The organism is Coleofasciculus sp., from assembly GCF_046565525.1.
Taxonomy (GTDB): domain Bacteria; phylum Cyanobacteriota; class Cyanobacteriia; order Cyanobacteriales; family Coleofasciculaceae; genus Coleofasciculus.
The window spans coordinates 1-16,461 of record NZ_JBKHUP010000144.1 but is presented as its reverse complement, the minus strand read 5'-3'; the positions used below and the strand labels follow the sequence as shown (position 1 = coordinate 16,461).

The window sequence follows — 16,461 nt, the reverse complement described above, 5'->3', positions numbered from 1 at the left end:
TCTCACGCGATGGTTGGTTTGTCTTATGGCCCAGATATCCCAGCTTCCCCAGCTTCCCCAGCCTCCCCAGCCTCCCCAGCTCCCCCAGCTCCCCCAGCTCCCCCTGCCTCCCCTGCCTCCCCAGCTCCCCCAGCTCCCCCAGCTTCCCCAGCTCCCCCAGCTCCCAACAGAAGGATGCCTAAAAGCAAAGCTAATCAATGATAATAGTTTTTTATATTTGCACCGCAGCGAAATTGGTTTACATTATGAATAGAGACAAACAAACCACACGGAGCAAATCAAACCATGTTTACCACCTACCAAAACGGACTGATCAATTGCACCCCTGTTGAAACCAAGACAAACCCCACCAACTCTCCCACCTCACCCCAACAACCCATCAAGCCACTGCAAACCATCAAGCAATGGTTAGAGAACATCGAAATTCACAACCCCGCCAAAGCTAGATTCTTCTGCAAAATGATTCCCGCCCAGTGCCCGTTTGAACGCGATATCTGCCTCTTTGGGCGTCGGGTTGCTCACATTCCTCCCTTGTGCAAACTCAATCCTTTCTATGACGAATTCGTTAGCCTTCGCTTTCGCGCCCTGTGCTACTTGGCTGACCAATGTGGGGAAGATATCAGTGCTTATTGTTAGTCATTTGTCATACTCGCTACGCGAGAAGCAAGCTACGTCATGGGAGACTATACATCCATTACGCGCAGCAAAAATGCCCACTTATCGGCAATCTCTTCAATAATCTTAGCCGTCGGTTTTCCCGCACCATGACCCGCCTTAGTTTCAATGCGAATTAAGACCGGATTATCCCCAGAATGGGCAGCTTGTAACGCCGCCGCAAACTTGAAACTATGGGCTGGAACCACGCGGTCATCATGATCCGCCGTCGTAATTAATGTTGCTGGATAAGCCGTTCCTGGCTTGAGATTATGTAACGGAGAATAGGCATAAAGCGCCTTAAACTCCTCCTGATTTTCCGGTGAACCATAATCAGAACACCACGCCCAACCAATCGTAAACTTATGGAAGCGCAGCATATCCATGACACCAACTGAAGGAAGGGCAGCACGGAATAAATCTGGGCGCTGAGTCATGCAAGCCCCGACTAATAAACCACCATTACTTCCCCCACCAATTGCCAGTTTTTGCGGACGAGTATATTTATTCTCAATTAACCACTCCGCTGCGGCAATAAAATCATCAAACACATTTTGCTTATTCAGCTTTGTTCCAGCTTGATGCCAATCTTCGCCATACTCTCCACCGCCTCGGAGATTCGGAATCGCATACACGCCTCCCATCTCCATCCACACCAGATTACTAATCGAAAAGCTGGGAGTTAGGGAGACATTAAAACCACCGTAACCATAGAGATAGGTGGGATTATTGCCATCCAACGTCAACCCCTTTTTGTGGGTAATAAACATCGGCACTTGTGTTCCATCTTTACTTGGGTAAAACACTTGCCGCGTTTCGTATTGAGTCGGATCAAAGTCTACAGTCGGTTGGCGAAATAGGGAACGTTCCCCCGTTACCATATCGTAGCGGTAAATCGTTGCTGGGGTAGTGAAACTGGTAAACACATAGAAGGTTTCCGTATCATAACGTTTCCCGCCAAATCCCCCGGCTGAACCAATTCCCGGTAATTCCACCTCCCGAACCAAGGCGCCATTGAGGTCAAAAATCTTAATGGCAGAACGGGCATCTTTGAGGTAATCGGCGACAAATTGGTTATTCAGAACACCGACATCTTCTAAAGTTTCTTCGGCTTGGGGAATCAGTTCTTGCCAGTTCTCCCGTGCTGGGTTATGAATATCAATGGTAATCACCCGACCTCGTGGTGCGTCTAAGTCAGTTTGGAACCAGAAGATTGACCCGTCATTGTCAATCAGACTAAAATTCGCTTCAAACTCTGAAATCAATTCGACGATGGGAGAATCGGGGGTTTGTAAGTCTTTGTAGAAAACCAGATTCTTCGGATCAGTTCCTTGACTGACATAAATAATCAGATAATGACCATCTTCCGTTACTGAACCATTAAACATCCATTCTTTCTGGTCAGGGCGATGATAAATTAGCAGATCATCAGATTGGGCTGTGCCGAGTTTGTGATAATAGAGTTTGTGATAATAATTAGCATCTTCTAATTTTGTGGCATCATTGGGTTCGTCATAACGGCTATAGAAAAACCCTTGATTATCCGTTGTCCAGGATGCACCGGAAAACTTTACCCATTGGAGATGATCCGATAAATCTTCTCCCGTTTCCACATCCCGCACTTTCCATTCTTGCCAATCGGAACCGGAGGTGGATAAACCATACGCCATGCGGTTCCCATCATCACTCATAGCGGCACCCGATAGGGCGATAGTCCCGTCTTCGGAGAGGGTATTGGGGTCAATCAGGACTCTGGGTTCTCCATCGAGAGAGGTTAAGGTGTAGAGAACGCTTTGGTTCTGAAGTCCATCATTTTTGAAATAGAAGTAGCGGTTCCCTTCTTTATAGGGAATGCCATATTTTTCGTAATTCCAGACTTTGGTGATTCGCTGCTTCAGGGATTCCCGTTGGGGGATGTCTTCGAGATAGCCGAAGGTGACTTTATTTTGCGCTTCTACCCAGGCTTTGGTTTCGTCAGAGTCGGGATCTTCTAACCAGCGATAGGGGTCAGCGACTTTCGTGCCATGATAGTCGTCTACTTGGTCAGCTTTGCGGGTGGTGGGGTAGGTCAGAGGTTGGTGAGAAGATGGCATAAGTCTCGAATGTGAGGCAGCGTTTTCTAGTGTAGCGCTCTTTGGGGGTTAGGAAGCGTGTGGGGGATAGGGTGTGTCAAGTGCGATCGCGTAAAGATTACCATAAGCTGTCATGCATTTAAATTGGGTATTAGTAGCGAGCAAGATGCTCGCATTACAAGGATTTCACCATTGTTAACATTAAGGTTTAAATGCCGAACAGTTTACCAGAACACAAGTAACGTCGTAACGTAGGGTGGGTTAGGCGGGATTTCAACGGAAGCGATAACCATTTAATGAACAATCCAACCTAACCCACCGATGTTAACTGGGAGGTGTATTATTTAATCAACGTTCTATCGGTATCCAATCCCCGATGGAATGAATAGCACAGAATTTAGTAAGAGCGATCGCGAATTATATAAAGGTCAGGATGCCGATGACTGTTAGGGGAATGATTTAGAGTGGGAATAATTGCTTCATTGCAGTATTCGCTGAGTGTTTCAGACGCAATCTTCGGGCATTTGTTGGATAATTTCCATTGTTCTAACGCTGACAGTGCAGACTCGTTGGAGCAAATCAATCACCTGTTCTTTGTAATCGGCAAACTTGTAGGTATTGAATTTTTCGCGGATGGTAGGATCTCTGGGTTTCTTCTCTTTGTATTGGTCGAGAATCCATTCCAGAGCGGAGCGGTTGCCGAGTTTATAATCCCAGGCAATAGCGGGAACACCTGTGAGTTGGGTATTTTCATCCAGGATGATCACGCCCTTGGTTTTGTCTGCTTTGAGTTTGGCTTTGGGGATGGCTTTGGTGGCGATTTCGTTGCGAGTTAAACCGTAAAGTTCGGCAGTTTCATAGGTAAGATGCAGATTCATTAAAACTTTGCCCCAGGTTGCCCATTGATGGAAGTCAACATAGAAGGGTAGGCGGGGAAATTGACGTTTGAGGTTGATTTCGTATTTGGTGCGGTAGGCGGGATGGTGGAGAACGGCGTAGGTGTAGTGAAAGATGTCTTGTTTGGTGATGGTGGTATCGTTGTAGTGTTTATGGAATTGGGTTAAACCCCAGTCGGTGATGTTGTCGATGCGGTTCCCGTTTTCGTCGTAGCGATAGAGGGGAAGACAGATAGTTTTTTCGAGTAAATCGAGACTACTCGGATAATCAGTTGCTAAAACTTGAAAGGGTTTAGAAGAAGATTGACCAGACAAACAGATCAAATGATTTAATACTTTGTTAATTGGAAAAATTTCACGTTGATTGCCAAATATATCTATTGGAATATAGTCGAAATACAAAAAATTAGGACTATATGGACGATATGCAGCTCTAGTAATTTTCAAAAAATTAAACTTATCTTTCTTTCCTTTTCTGAGTTTATCTCTCTTTATCATTTTGCTCCATTTTATTAAATTTCTATCCTCCAAAAAGTTGTCTAAGATAGGATTAGATTCTGCTTTAGTATCTAAGTATTTTTTCTCCTTTTTATATTTATGCCACCTATCAACTTCTTTGTTATACTCCTCCATAAAAAACCTTGATTTACTGGCTAATGCATTGGGGTTGAAGTCATATACCCACTCATCACGGTTTGTAGAAATTCCAATCGAGTACAGCTTGAAAAGGGATTCAACATCTAATTCCTCATCCGCTGCTCTGGATTTCTTGCTACAGATTTCTAGTAGATTCTCAAATTCATTACCAGCTTGTTCTAGCCAATAGTTGTCCTTATCAGGTGAAATGCGCTCAAAATAAATATTCTCAAAATCTGTGTGAGAGAGAAATTCAAGCTTTTGCTCAGAAATATCAAATTCTGGTCTCCTTGCGTAAAAAATTCTGGAGCTACTGCATCTATCTTTAGGTTGCTTTACCAAAAAAGCAATTGCTACACCTGTTTGTATTCCAAAAACATTGTGTTTCGTGCCTGAAATCTTAGGATTTTTCCTGACATCACCACCCAAATCTATGACATAAATGTCACTAAATTCTTGTGCCAGAACCTTCCTAAAACCGTCAAATCCTCTAGCATTAATAAATGATGAGTTTGTTATAAATGCAATAATTCCCTTATTTCCTAAACGACTTGTTCCCCATCGAAAGAAGCGAGAATACGGATCGTATATTTTCATTTTTTGAGCATTACTCTCGGCAACATAAGTTTTGCGAATTTGCTCGTCCACTGCTTTGTAATAACGATTTTTATTATTGTCATTCTCACTTTCTTGGTTTGCATTGTAAGGTGGATTTCCAATAATCACTGAAATATTACGACTATTTTGATCCTGGATTCGTACTGTATTTTGCACACTCATAGCAAATAGATCAAACTGCTTCCCTTCAAAACCGCAATGCTCTAACGTATCCACCAAGCAAACATTCTTAAACTCTTCATACTGTCCCATCTTTTGCTGATAGGTAAATTCAATATTCAAATTGGCAATGTAATAAGGCAAAATCGCCACTTCATTGCAGTGGATTTCGTACTTATATTTATGTTCCAGCTTATCGGGCGGCAAATATTCGATCAGTTCGGTCACATAGGTTCCCGTACCCGTACAAGGGTCAAGAATCTCCACCCCCGGATCACTCAGTAATTTGCCAAAGTGCTTATGCACCAGATAATCCGCACTCTCAATCATAAAGCGGACAATTTCATTAGGCGTGTAGACAATGCCCAACCGATCTGCTGCCTTGGGGTTATACGCCTTATAAAAATTCTCGTAGACTGCTTTGAGAAACTTCTGCTTTTCGTGGTGGTTAGCGATGTTTTCTGACTTACGACGAATCACCACATAATAGTGTTCAATGCTCTTGAGAGTATTCTTCCGAGTGGCTCCCGTGAAAAACGTGTTAATAATTTCCGACAGTTCCCGCGCAATATTGTTTTCCCGATGAAACTGTGACTCATGGAAAATATTGGTAAAAATATCCTCCGTGAGAATGTGCTGAATCAACATCTCATGGATGTCAAAAATCTCGATTTCGGGGTTGATCGACTGGCGACAGACTTCCAGAAAAGCGTTGCGGCGTTCCCTAAATTCTCTATTGCTGGCTTCCTGTTGAGTGATAATGTCCCGCAGAGCTTTCAGAATGTGGGGAATGTCTTCTTTGAACTTGTTGATAGCAGAGCGAAAGTCCCGCACTTCTGGGCGTTCGTACTCCACAAAAGTGGTAATCAGACTATCCAAGGCTTCGGCATCTCCCATAGAGACGCGCAACTGCTCTCGACTGTGCTGAATCAGGACAGCACTTTGGGAGTCTTCAAACAGGATATTTTCGTCGGGATAACCTTTCTCAAGTTTTTTCTCAATTTCTTCATCAAGATTATCGTACTGATCTTTGCTCTCCCACCACCCATGATCTAGGCGGATGGCATCCTTCACCGTGCCATCGGGGAAAACGGTGGTATTGAACTTGGTTTTGAAATCCAGTTCAGGGATCAGAAGATAGTTGTGAGGTTTGCAGTAGTCATTCAGCAGACGCTCAAAGGCATTGCGAATGCTGGTTTCCTTACGAGAACCCCCGTAGCGAATAATTTTTTCAACTTCTGCTTGATATTGCGTTATCAGCAATCTGGACATACAGCGACTCCCGCAATCCTAACACCTGGGCAAATTGAGGACTGAATCTAGCTTAACCCGCTTTGAATGGGAAGTTGAATAGTCGCCATGATGTAGGGGGCGGGTTTAGTCACATCGGGGTTAGGCGAAGAAACGATAATAGTAAAACCCGCCCCTACAGATGTACCATAAGGCAAACGTCAGTCTTTTGGTGGAGTGCGATCGCGTATAGGTCATTCTACCAGAATGTAAGCATCCTAACTCATATCTGATTAATTTCTTCACAACGTATCATTTAACGTTTCCACGTCATGCCAATCCTGAGACATACCATAAATCTGCATTTGCTGGCAACGTTTCACATAGAATTTAGCCGCGTGATCACCAGAATTCACTTGCACGATAGACTGAAAAATTGCCAGCGCCTCAGCAAACTGCTCCTGATGATACAGACAAACACCTCGCTCAAACTCCCCACGAGTTTGCGTCTTTAACGTAATCAACGATGGTGGCTCACCATCATACACTTCATACACGCCCACCGCCGTCTTTTTCCCTTTCACCCGCACTTGCCCTAAAAATCGATAACTAAACTCCCCAGGTTGTTCCAGACAAGATAAAGTTTGTTCACTGATTAAAATACCAGCCTTATAAACCTTAGTTAACCCCTCTAACCGAGATGCCAAATTCACCGCATCGGCAATCACCGTGCTTTCCATCCGCTGTTCTTCGCCAATTGTGCCTAACATTAATGTTCCCGTATGTAACCCCACACCAATAGCAATCGGGGCATAGCTAAGACTACCACGATGTTGATTATAAATCACCACTTGTCGTTGCATTTCCACCGCTGCTCTCACCGCTGCTTGGGCTGACTCTGGAAACAGCGCCATCACCGCATCCCCAATATATTTATCAATAAATCCCTGATGATTGCGAATCACAGGACCGACTCGTTTCAGGTAGGAGTTGAGAAAGTTAAAATTATCCTTGGGTGACATATTTTCTGACAAACTGGTAAAGTCGCGAATGTCAGAAAACAAAACCGTCATATTTTCCAGAACCTGATCACCCAGTTGCACATCTAAAATGCTTTCTTTTTGGAGGAAGCGCAAAAACTCACGCGGCACAAAACGACCATAGGCTAAGTTAATTTTTGATAAATGGATATGGGTTTTAATCCGTGCCAATAGTTCCTTTTTATAAATCGGTTTCGTCAGATAATCATTCGCCCCCGATTCCAACCCCTCCACCAAATCAGAGACTTGATTCTTTGCCGTTAGCAGCACCACCGGCAGTTCATTCGGCGGGAACTGTTCGCGAATTTTTTGACACACCTCATACCCTGTCATCCGAGGCATCATCACATCCAGTAAAATTAGATCCGGTTTAAATCCTCTTTGAATAATATTTAATGCCTCTATGCCATTAGAGGCTTGGGTAATCCCATAGTTCTCTAAGGATAAATGATTCACCAAAACCTGAATATTAATCGGTTCATCATCCACGACTAAAATTTTTAACTTGTTCTGATTTACCGCAAATTCAGCCGCAGTCGTGGTTATTTCATCGGTGACAATTGGGTTTGTGTTAACCCCTGTTGCACTTCCATTCCTGGTTAACCCTTTCCATAGAGTTGGAGTAGCAGATTCTACAGGTTGAGGTGCCGTCAAGTTATCAGAATCGAATGATTCAACAAATTCAGATAGCGGTAAAGTAAATGTAAATCGGGAACCCACCCCCAATGTTGACTCCACCCAAATTTGACCCCCATGTAATTCCACCAACTGTTTGGTAATTGCCAATCCCAAACCTGTCCCCCCGTATTCCCGCGCAGTTGATCCATCGGCTTGTTCAAAGGACTCAAAAATTCGTGGGAGTTGTGTCTCCGGGATACCAATTCCCTGATCTGAAACTGTAATCTCTAAGCAAGAGTTCACCACGTTAGTGTAAACCTCTACTACCCCTTTATCGGTAAATTTAATCGCGTTTCCCACCAGGTTATGCAAAATCTGTTGCACCCGATTTTCATCGGCTTTAACTGGGGGAATGTCTATGCCAATCCTATTGATAAGCTGGATGGGTTTTTGACCCAATAGGGGTTGAGACAGTCGCAAGACAATATCGGTTACTTCCCGAATTCCTACAGGTTTAATTTGCAGTTCAATGGTTTTATGTTTCAGCTTAGCAAAATCTAAGATATCGTTAATCAAATGAGACAGACGCCGACCACTGGATACCACCATCGACAGATTCGCTCGTTGTTCCTCTGTCAAGGAACCTGTCGCACCATCAATCATCGATTCAGCAATGCCAATCATGCCATTTAACGGCGTTCTCAGTTCATGGGAGGTATTGGCTAAAAACTCATCTTTCAGCTTATCCATGCGTTCTAATGCCGCATTTTTAGACTCTAATTCTTGGGAATACGCTTGCAGCCGCACGCGGGCTTCCATAAACCGACGTTCTAAAATCAATCCCAGACAGAGGATAAAGACTAACATTCCCCAAGGGTAAAGTTCTTGCTGATTGTATAGGTCTTTAATTCCCACTAAAAGGTCATGAATTCCCAAAAGGGAAAAAATAATAAATCCGGTTGTAAATAATTTTGCCTCGACATTACCCCGCACCGAAAATTTCAGGGCAATGATCAGGATAACAAGAATTGTCGCTAAAATAGAAAATTGCAGAAAAGTATTAATCGGCTTGACATACTCTAATTGGATGACGAGTAAGGTAAAAGCAATCATGGCACAAACTAAATTAATTTGCCATAACCGCCGCACGATTCCCTTATAGCCTCGCCCAAATATCTGCTCAAAAAATAGACAGACAACCACAGGTACTAAATAGAATGAAGCAAAGTAGGTATAAAGAATTACTGAGCGCGGCAACGGAAAGAATAGAAACGTGAGTTCATTGCCTAAAATACTAAATACACCAATGACCGTGGCTAAAATCCCAAATAAAAAGTAAGATTTCCATTCCTTTTGCTGCCAAGACAAGCCAATAGCCACCAAGCCGATTAGGGTAAAAAAGCAGCCCAAAACAAACTTGCTGATATTTTGTTGAACTAAATTTTGCATCAACGTCCGTTGAGATCCCAGGCTGACTGAGCGATAGGTTCCAACTCGAATAGGCTCCTGCTTTGTTACATGAACTTTAAAATAAAGTGTTTTTCCGGCAAAATTGGCGTCCAATGGAATAAGAAACCAATAGGGATTGAGTAATTTAAGCTGATTTGAAGCATTAACGACGGCAAATTCATCGATAAGCTGACTATCCAGATAGGCTTCTAGATAGGAAATACCACGCCTATCTAAGCTAGGATATCGCCATTGACCTGGGGGTAATTTTACCCGCAACCAAGCAACACGTTCCCCCTTTGGCACTTCAAGTTTGCCAGGAACTTGAAAGGGTTGCCAAGCAGAATTATACCAATCCTCCTGTGTCCAAATCGGAACACCATCCTCATTGACTGGAGAATCCCCCCAACGATATTGCCATCCTTGAGTCAGTTGGATAGGCGGCGACTCGGTGAAACGCTGAGACGGAAGCTGATTCGGCGTCCGCCAAAGCAGTAAGCCAAACAGTACAGCCAGCCAGAAAGCACCTAGGGTTAAGGCAATCCGAGTACGGTTCCATCTGACTCTAAACCTCATTGTGTCCCTCTCTATCGGCGCTATTACCTCTCCTTGCAGGGTAGCAATTTTTGACCCTTCGCTTCGCTCAGGGAACCTGGTTTTGAGTTAGTGTTCGGCGCACTATTGCCTATTCCCTGTTCCCTATTCTCTGTTCCCTAAACGAAGCGCTTGATGATTTAGGTGTAAAGAAAGATATGATCCCAGATGTAATCAATTAATTGTTTAGCATCATCTAAAGGCAGAACCTGACAACATCCTTGCTTATCTTTTGTCAATAAGGGGATTTCCGAAAGACTTGCCGTATCTTTACCATCTTGCACCAATTTACCCCGAATCTCTTCTAAATTATGAATCGGACCATTGATATCAAAATCAATCTTTGTGCCAAAGTTCTCATCCATCCAGGTTTCAATTTGGTTATCCAACTGTTCAGGTGTTAGAGGCTTAGGGCTAGTTAACAGATGGTAATAAACCAGAATTATTTCTTTACATTCCTCCTCTTCCGCCGCATCAATTAAGGCATGAAACACGCTGGCATTATTTGCCATATTCTTAAAAAATAGGGTTTCGGTCACAGTTTGGCGGAATTTAATCTGCTTACTCTTATAATTGCTATACTGCTTGTAGGCAAATCCCCCTAATGTCACCAGTAGCGATAACACAGCAACGAGGACGGGCATAATATCCCGGACATCTTCTTCACTTGCCTGGACTATCTCCAAAACCGATGGTCCCATCGTAAAAAATAAAATAGCCCCAATAACAATGAGAAGTTTAGGCAGAACTCTCAGGATGATTGGAATAGCGGCACCAATAGCTGGAACGATTAAGAGGAGACGGTCTTTCCAGGTCATGCTAATTTTGATATTGGGGAAGAGGAGTTCTAGATCAAATTTAGGGATATTCTTGTAAAAATAGAGATACATCTTCCCTGGTGTGAACTGGAGGGAGGCTAATTTGTCACCTTTGCTTTGAAAATAATCGGCGCTTTTGAATTTAATCAACAAAACGACTCGTTCAAAAACATTGATTTTTTTATCTTTTTTTCTGATAAACTTTTTGATCTGAATCGTTTCTTCATAATCCCCGCGACAGTAGCAGACGAGTTGGTCAAATTCATCAAAATCAACAGCAGTTTTCAGTTGAATTAAGGACTTTTCTTTAAAGGCGCGTTGTAAACTATTCGGAGAGAGGGGAACATAATTGGCGCGTTCGAGAATCGTCTGAAAGTCTGTAACCACATTTGCCTCGCGTTCGGCTAATTTATCGGGAGTGAGTTCAACTCTCGATTGAGTATCAGCATCAGGATTAAACGGATCATAATTATTCTTTAACCGTTCCAAATAGGCATGAAACTTAAAATGATAATAGGCGGAAAGTAAAGTACAGAAATCCCGGAACTGTTGCACATTCTCGTTAGGTAACTGTCCATCGTCTAGGCACAGTTCGATTAAATCGCTGCGACGATAGGGAATAAATGCTTCTCGGTCTTGATAAGTCGCCATATCTGACAATAGACTAAGTAGTCGGACTTTCATTAAAGTTTACTGTTGAGACTAGGGAACAGGGTACAGAAATGACCCTTCACTTCGCGCATAGGAAACCTGGTTTTGACAATCTTTAACTCGAATGGGAATGACTGGTATGCTGGTGGGCAGTGCCCACCCTACGGTATATCAAGGGTTTCGGCGATCTAAAAATGCTTATTTCAGGGTGATTAATCTTTAAATCAGCCCAACAAAATAGATGTCTAGGTACTTATTTCATATACACAAACCCAGCACCAATTCCCTGTGACGGGTCGCGAAGCCTGATATTTTTAATCGGTACGGCTGAACAGGGTAATGGAGATGCCCAACATCGGACTGTCCAGTTTGCTGGATAGACATAAGTAACATCATTCACTTGGTCAGATACTAGATTAGCACTCGGTAAGGGAGGAGGTAAAATTAATCGGGATTGAGCATTATCCTGAATCAGACCAACAGTAGTCAAGCCAATGACAAATAGGGAAGCCAATAAGATTGTTTGAGGTTGTTTTAGGGTGTGAGTGAATCGAGACAGGGGCTGGGTCAATTTAAAGGGGATTTTTTCAAACAGTCTTTGACCATATATTGCCCCAAATAAAGCCGGAATAAGCAGAAAATAGCCCAAGCCAAACCGGAGCAAAGGACTTTGAATCATAATAAATGTAATACCGAGTAATCCTAATAATAATATCCAGGCAGTCCCTAATTTAAGGTGTTTTCTAAATTGACGGAATATAGGGATAGAGAAAAGAATGACAAAAATTGTAATCAAAGCCATGATTTGAGATTTAACCGAACCTTTTAGCCATCGCCAAACTCCTAAAGCTATAGCCGTCAATCCTGACTCCTCTGAATCCGAAAACACCCACCAAAACTTGATGGGTTTAGTTTCCTTTATGGCTTTTTCGATGGGAACTGACCAAGGCAGGTTGAGGCACATAAAGGTTGAAGGATACAGGGGGCATCCGGATGTGGTCAGGCTATATAAAACTATGGGTGATAGGATTAATATAGTAATAGCACCACCTGCCAATAGCCGCTTAATTCGTACTTTAAACTGATTACCCATTAGATAAAAAAGAAATCCTATGGGGAGCAGCGGTAGAGCCGAAAGCTTAATGGTTACGGCTCCGGCTGATAGAATTAGAGGGATAGTTTTAGCATCGAAAAGAGGCGTTTTGGCATTAGTATTCCCTAAAGTAGACTGAGCGTTGTGTGAAATAACCAGAATTGTCCAGGCTGTCACTCCAATAAGGAAAGCAACTGTGACATCAGGAGAAAATGAGATGAGTATTGGTGAACCCGTCAATACGGTTCCCGTGTAAACGAGAATGGCAATAGCTGAAAAGATCAATAAAAACCAGTCCGATAAACGTCCTTTACGGCTGAGTATTTGATTCAGCGTAATTAGAGATTGTAAAATAGCGATAAGGAAGATAAAGCCATTGGTAATCGCACTGACTCGACTGCCAAAAATTGGTGAAGTTAACGGTGCGGCGAGAGCAAACCAAGAAGAGGTAAAGCCAAACTTGCCATGAATGAGTGCTAATCCATTAACCGCGCCAAATTGAGACATCCAGCGGATAGAACCAAAGTGATAAAGTCCGGTGTCAAACCAGACTATTTTTTGACTGGTAAAAGCGGCAATAATTAGTTCTAAGGTAATAAATCCAACGATAAAGCTGGGAGAAAGACGCGATCGCACCGCAGCCAGTTCACTCCGGGTTGGCTGAGACAACACAGATAGGGCGACTAAACCGAGGGCAAGGAGGAAGCCAACGGCGCTAGATAATGGTAAAATCAAGGAAGTTGCCAGCAGGGAGACACACAGGACAATGATTCCCAGCCAGACGGCGGCGATGAAGCGATCGCCTCTACGATCAATGCGATCGGCTTTCAACCGATTCACAATAGCTGTGCCAATTGAGAAACAAACACCAATCAGAAAAAGCCAAGTGATCATAAAATAAAGCATTCAGTACCTCTAGTCCTAATTAGCGCGATCGCGATCGTTGCTATTTATTTTCATTTAGAAGTCTATCAACAGAGATTGGGCTTTGGGGATTTAGTGGCTAGGATTCTGGGGGATTTCTTGCAAGTGCAACCTGAGGTGGAAAAAGACAAAACACGGATGAAAGAACAGAGAGTGTTGAATGTATAGGGGCGGTTTAGGTGATGCGATCGCAAGCTACTCATGATAACCTTTCCTCAAACCCGCCCTGACCGAGTTTTGAGCTCCCATCTCCCCCCAATTCAGCCAGATTGCGGAACCGGAGTCACCAGAATCCGCCTTATGGCGATATTTATTGCGAGAGAGTAAATGTTATAATGCTTGAAAGCTAGAGAGCCAGGGTAGGTATAGGTTTTTATGAGTACAGTGTTAGTCGTAGAGGACGATCTCACCCAACAACATTTGCTCTCGAAGCTGCTTGAGCGTGTAGGGCTGACGGTAATTGTAGCTGGGGATGGTGTGGAGGCGCTGGAGAAAATTCAGCAATTTCCCCCGGACTTGGTGATTTTGGATATTGTCCTCCCCCGCATGAATGGCTATGAAGTCTGTCGTCGCCTGAAATCGGAACCGGAAACCCAGACTATCCCGGTGTTAATGTGTTCGGCGAAAAAAGAGGATTTTGACCGCTACTGGGGGATGAAGCAAGGGGCGGATGCTTATTTAGCCAAGCCTTGTCATCCCCAAGAAATCGTCGAGACTGTAAAGAAATTGTTAAAGTCCCATCATCGAGCTGTAAGCTGATTGGTGATTAGGAACTGGAGCAGATCCTACCTCTGCATCTACATTCCCGTATTCCTGCGTTCGATGAGTTTCAGGAGGATTTCTCCATGGAAAGAGCGACTAATGGGATAGAAGTACGCCCAAACTAAACCTCCCATGAGGACAATAGCGGGAATCGGACCAATCAGCAGACGAATCGTCCACAACGCTGATTCTGGTTGAGTCGTGGGTAACTGTTCAGATGTGGTGGAGATGAATCCAGACATATCTAAGGCTTTACCCACGAGGAACAGTGCGATCGCGACGGCAATTTTATGTAATTGTACAACTAACCCATAGAAAATGCCCTCACGTCGTTGTCCGGTGTTGAGTTCGTCAAAATCAACGACATCGGGAAGCATCGACCAGGGTACAATATAAGCCGTAGACAAACCCAGTCCCACAAATATCGCCAGAACATACATTAATCCCACTTGATTGGGTTGTAAGAAACACAGTCCCAGCAACGCGCATACGGTTACAGGGATACCCATCCCATAGATAGCACGTTTACCCACACGCTTTGCGATCGCACTCCAGACAAACGTCATGCTCAAGGCTGTCCCTTGAACGGTTAGTGCGGTTTGGGTAAAGTGATGATCGGGTAATCCCATCCAATGAATCACAAAATAAGGGAGAATCGCCGCCGTTGTTTGCAGACTTAACCAAGAACACAAGTAAATCCCAATTACACAAATAAAAGGGAAGTTACTAAAAGCAATCCGAAACTGTTGGGTGATGGGTAAAAAAGATACTTGAGTCAGGGGTTCCCGTTGGGCTTCGATTTGCTTATAACGCTTATAGGTTCCCCAAACACAGAGGAAAACCGCTAAGGTGGCGACGACTGCACAAATTGTTCCCAGAATCCGATATTCAAGAGCCGGATCATCAACTCGGGCAAAAATAATCTGGGCTAAACCCAGGGAAAAAATACTCGCACCGATACTAAACGCGGCTTTGAAGCTAATTAAACCAATGCGCTCATCATAACCTTGAGTCAGTTCAGCCGCTAACGCATTATGGGTGAGGACAACCGAGGTAAACGCGGCATAAAACAGAATACCAACTCCGCCGTAATAGGCAAATAGTAGCCACTGATTCGAGGTTGGGGGTACAAACCACTGCAAGCTAAAACCAATCCCCAAGGGAATCGCCCCGATCAGCATCCACGGGTAACGCCTTCCCAAAGGGGAACGAGTGCGATCGCTTAAATACCCAATCATCGGATCGTTAATCGCATCCCAAACCTTGCCAATCAGCAAAACACTCCCCGCCAAGGTGGGATTTAATCCCGCGACATTGGTTAGGAAAAACAGCAAGAAAAAGACTAAGATGTTACCTGGAATCTCCCCTCCCAGTTCTCCGGCTCCATAAGCGAGTTTGGTGGGCAAATTCAATTGATCAGGGAGACTTTTCTGGGGGACAGGATTAGCCATCAGGGATGTTTACAACTCATGCATGAGTGATCATCTCACTTCTGATGGCAGATGACAAGTTTGTCCTTTGTCCTTCCTGCACAGGTTATCAATTAATTATCATGCACTTGTGCTACTTCATGCAGCGACTTTTCAAATTCCATGCGCTGTTGAGCATTGCGGAGAAAGTAACCGTTCATCATCGCAGAAACTAATAACCGACTCAGATTTTCACGGTTGGTAGTAACGGTGACATTAAAGTGCTCGTGAGGTAGGGCGCCTAACATTCCGATTAGGTTGCGTTCCATCACCTGAATCACTTCAGGATCGGGTTTAGAGAGTTGTGCAATTGTTTCTGGATGCAGAGACTGGACATATTGCCAGAGGAAGTTACCGCCTTCGCCTTCACTACCAAAGAATTCTGGAGCTCGATTTGACAGATTGTTCATGGTAATAATCGAAAATGGGTAGAGTCGTTTGTTTTTCTATCTCTTATCTCTTACTTTAATCAATCTCATCGCCATCGCCTAGTGAGTGCAACCGAACACCGATGGCGGATTTTACGACGTGTTGAATCATAAACTCACATTAAATAGGTGGACACAATAAAAGCTAACGGTGAAGATCGTCATTTGTCATTTAGTCGGGGCGGGTTTAGTTACATCTGGGTATAACCAAAAAGATAGTGGTGAAACCCGCCCCTACACACTCTCCCCCATCTCCCTCATCTTCCCCTGCTCCTGATAACTGATAACTGATAACTGCTCACGGCTCACTGATAACTGATAACTGATAACTGCTCACGGCTCACTGATAA

The 16,461-nt window shown here is 43.8% G+C and carries 10 protein-coding genes; 2 read left to right on the top strand and 8 right to left on the bottom strand.

The features are described from left to right. Nucleotides 1-23 precede the first annotated feature (23 nt). Nucleotides 24-188 carry a hypothetical protein gene (locus ACLGGO_RS31915; protein ID WP_446422326.1) on the bottom strand — a complete coding sequence of 55 codons (165 nt, stop codon included), beginning with the start codon at nucleotides 186-188 and terminating at the stop codon, nucleotides 24-26. A gap of 97 nt (nucleotides 189-285) precedes the next feature. Between ACLGGO_RS31915 and ACLGGO_RS31910 the strand changes: the two genes are divergently transcribed. Continuing rightward, nucleotides 286-636, top strand: a complete 351-nt coding sequence (locus ACLGGO_RS31910) for a Mo-dependent nitrogenase C-terminal domain-containing protein (RefSeq protein WP_446337471.1) — start codon at nucleotides 286-288, stop codon at nucleotides 634-636. Nucleotides 637-683: 47 nt separating this feature from the next. Here ACLGGO_RS31910 and ACLGGO_RS31905 read toward each other — a convergent pair whose 3' ends face one another. The 5 genes from ACLGGO_RS31905 to ACLGGO_RS31885 form a co-directional block, all read right to left on the bottom strand. Further along, nucleotides 684-2,747 (bottom strand): prolyl oligopeptidase family serine peptidase, encoded by a 2,064-nt coding sequence (locus ACLGGO_RS31905; RefSeq protein ID WP_446422325.1) that lies wholly within the window; start codon nucleotides 2,745-2,747, stop codon nucleotides 684-686. 482 nt (nucleotides 2,748-3,229) lie between these two features. Beyond that, nucleotides 3,230-6,307, bottom strand: coding sequence for a type ISP restriction/modification enzyme (locus tag ACLGGO_RS31900; protein ID WP_446422324.1), 3,078 nt, complete (start codon nucleotides 6,305-6,307; stop codon nucleotides 3,230-3,232). A gap of 260 nt (nucleotides 6,308-6,567) precedes the next feature. Further along, nucleotides 6,568-9,948: an ATP-binding protein gene (locus tag ACLGGO_RS31895; protein WP_446422323.1), complete on the bottom strand. Its 3,381-nt coding sequence runs from the start codon at nucleotides 9,946-9,948 to the stop codon at nucleotides 6,568-6,570. Nucleotides 9,949-10,106: 158 nt separating this feature from the next. Continuing rightward, on the bottom strand, nucleotides 10,107-11,468 hold the full coding sequence (locus ACLGGO_RS31890) for a DUF3754 domain-containing protein (RefSeq protein ID WP_446422322.1): 1,362 nt from the start codon (nucleotides 11,466-11,468) through the stop codon (nucleotides 10,107-10,109). Between the two features lie 220 nt (nucleotides 11,469-11,688). Further along, nucleotides 11,689-13,422, bottom strand: a complete 1,734-nt coding sequence (locus tag ACLGGO_RS31885; RefSeq protein ID WP_446422321.1) for an LIC_10190 family membrane protein — start codon at nucleotides 13,420-13,422, stop codon at nucleotides 11,689-11,691. 405 nt (nucleotides 13,423-13,827) lie between these two features. Between ACLGGO_RS31885 and ACLGGO_RS31880 the strand changes: the two genes are divergently transcribed. Next, nucleotides 13,828-14,211, top strand: coding sequence for a response regulator transcription factor (locus ACLGGO_RS31880; protein ID WP_446337477.1), 384 nt, complete (start codon nucleotides 13,828-13,830; stop codon nucleotides 14,209-14,211). 38 nt (nucleotides 14,212-14,249) lie between these two features. On the opposite strand, the gene ACLGGO_RS31875 is transcribed toward ACLGGO_RS31880, so the two are convergent. After that, entirely contained in the window at nucleotides 14,250-15,665 is a 1,416-nt protein-coding gene (locus ACLGGO_RS31875) for an MFS transporter (RefSeq protein ID WP_446422320.1), read from the bottom strand. 92 nt (nucleotides 15,666-15,757) lie between these two features. After that, the gene (locus ACLGGO_RS31870) at nucleotides 15,758-16,093 is read right to left on the bottom strand and encodes a DUF760 domain-containing protein (protein WP_446422319.1); all 336 of its coding nucleotides are present in this window, start codon (nucleotides 16,091-16,093) and stop codon (nucleotides 15,758-15,760) included. Nucleotides 16,094-16,461 lie beyond the last annotated feature (368 nt).

Bases quoted from the DNA above. Each gene is read 5' to 3' on its own strand.
- ACLGGO_RS31870 (WP_446422319.1), bottom strand. From the start codon at position 16,093: ATGAACAATCTGTCAAATCGAGCTCCAGAATTCTTTGGTAGTGAAGGC.
- ACLGGO_RS31895 (WP_446422323.1), bottom strand. From the start codon at position 9,948: ATGAGGTTTAGAGTCAGATGGAACCGTACTCGGATTGCCTTAACCCTA.
- ACLGGO_RS31890 (WP_446422322.1), bottom strand. From the start codon at position 11,468: ATGAAAGTCCGACTACTTAGTCTATTGTCAGATATGGCGACTTATCAA.
- ACLGGO_RS31900 (WP_446422324.1), bottom strand. From the start codon at position 6,307: ATGTCCAGATTGCTGATAACGCAATATCAAGCAGAAGTTGAAAAAATT.
- ACLGGO_RS31910 (WP_446337471.1), top strand. From the start codon at position 286: ATGTTTACCACCTACCAAAACGGACTGATCAATTGCACCCCTGTTGAA.
- ACLGGO_RS31875 (WP_446422320.1), bottom strand. From the start codon at position 15,665: ATGGCTAATCCTGTCCCCCAGAAAAGTCTCCCTGATCAATTGAATTTG.
- ACLGGO_RS31885 (WP_446422321.1), bottom strand. From the start codon at position 13,422: ATGATCACTTGGCTTTTTCTGATTGGTGTTTGTTTCTCAATTGGCACA.
- ACLGGO_RS31905 (WP_446422325.1), bottom strand. From the start codon at position 2,747: ATGCCATCTTCTCACCAACCTCTGACCTACCCCACCACCCGCAAAGCT.
- ACLGGO_RS31880 (WP_446337477.1), top strand. From the start codon at position 13,828: ATGAGTACAGTGTTAGTCGTAGAGGACGATCTCACCCAACAACATTTG.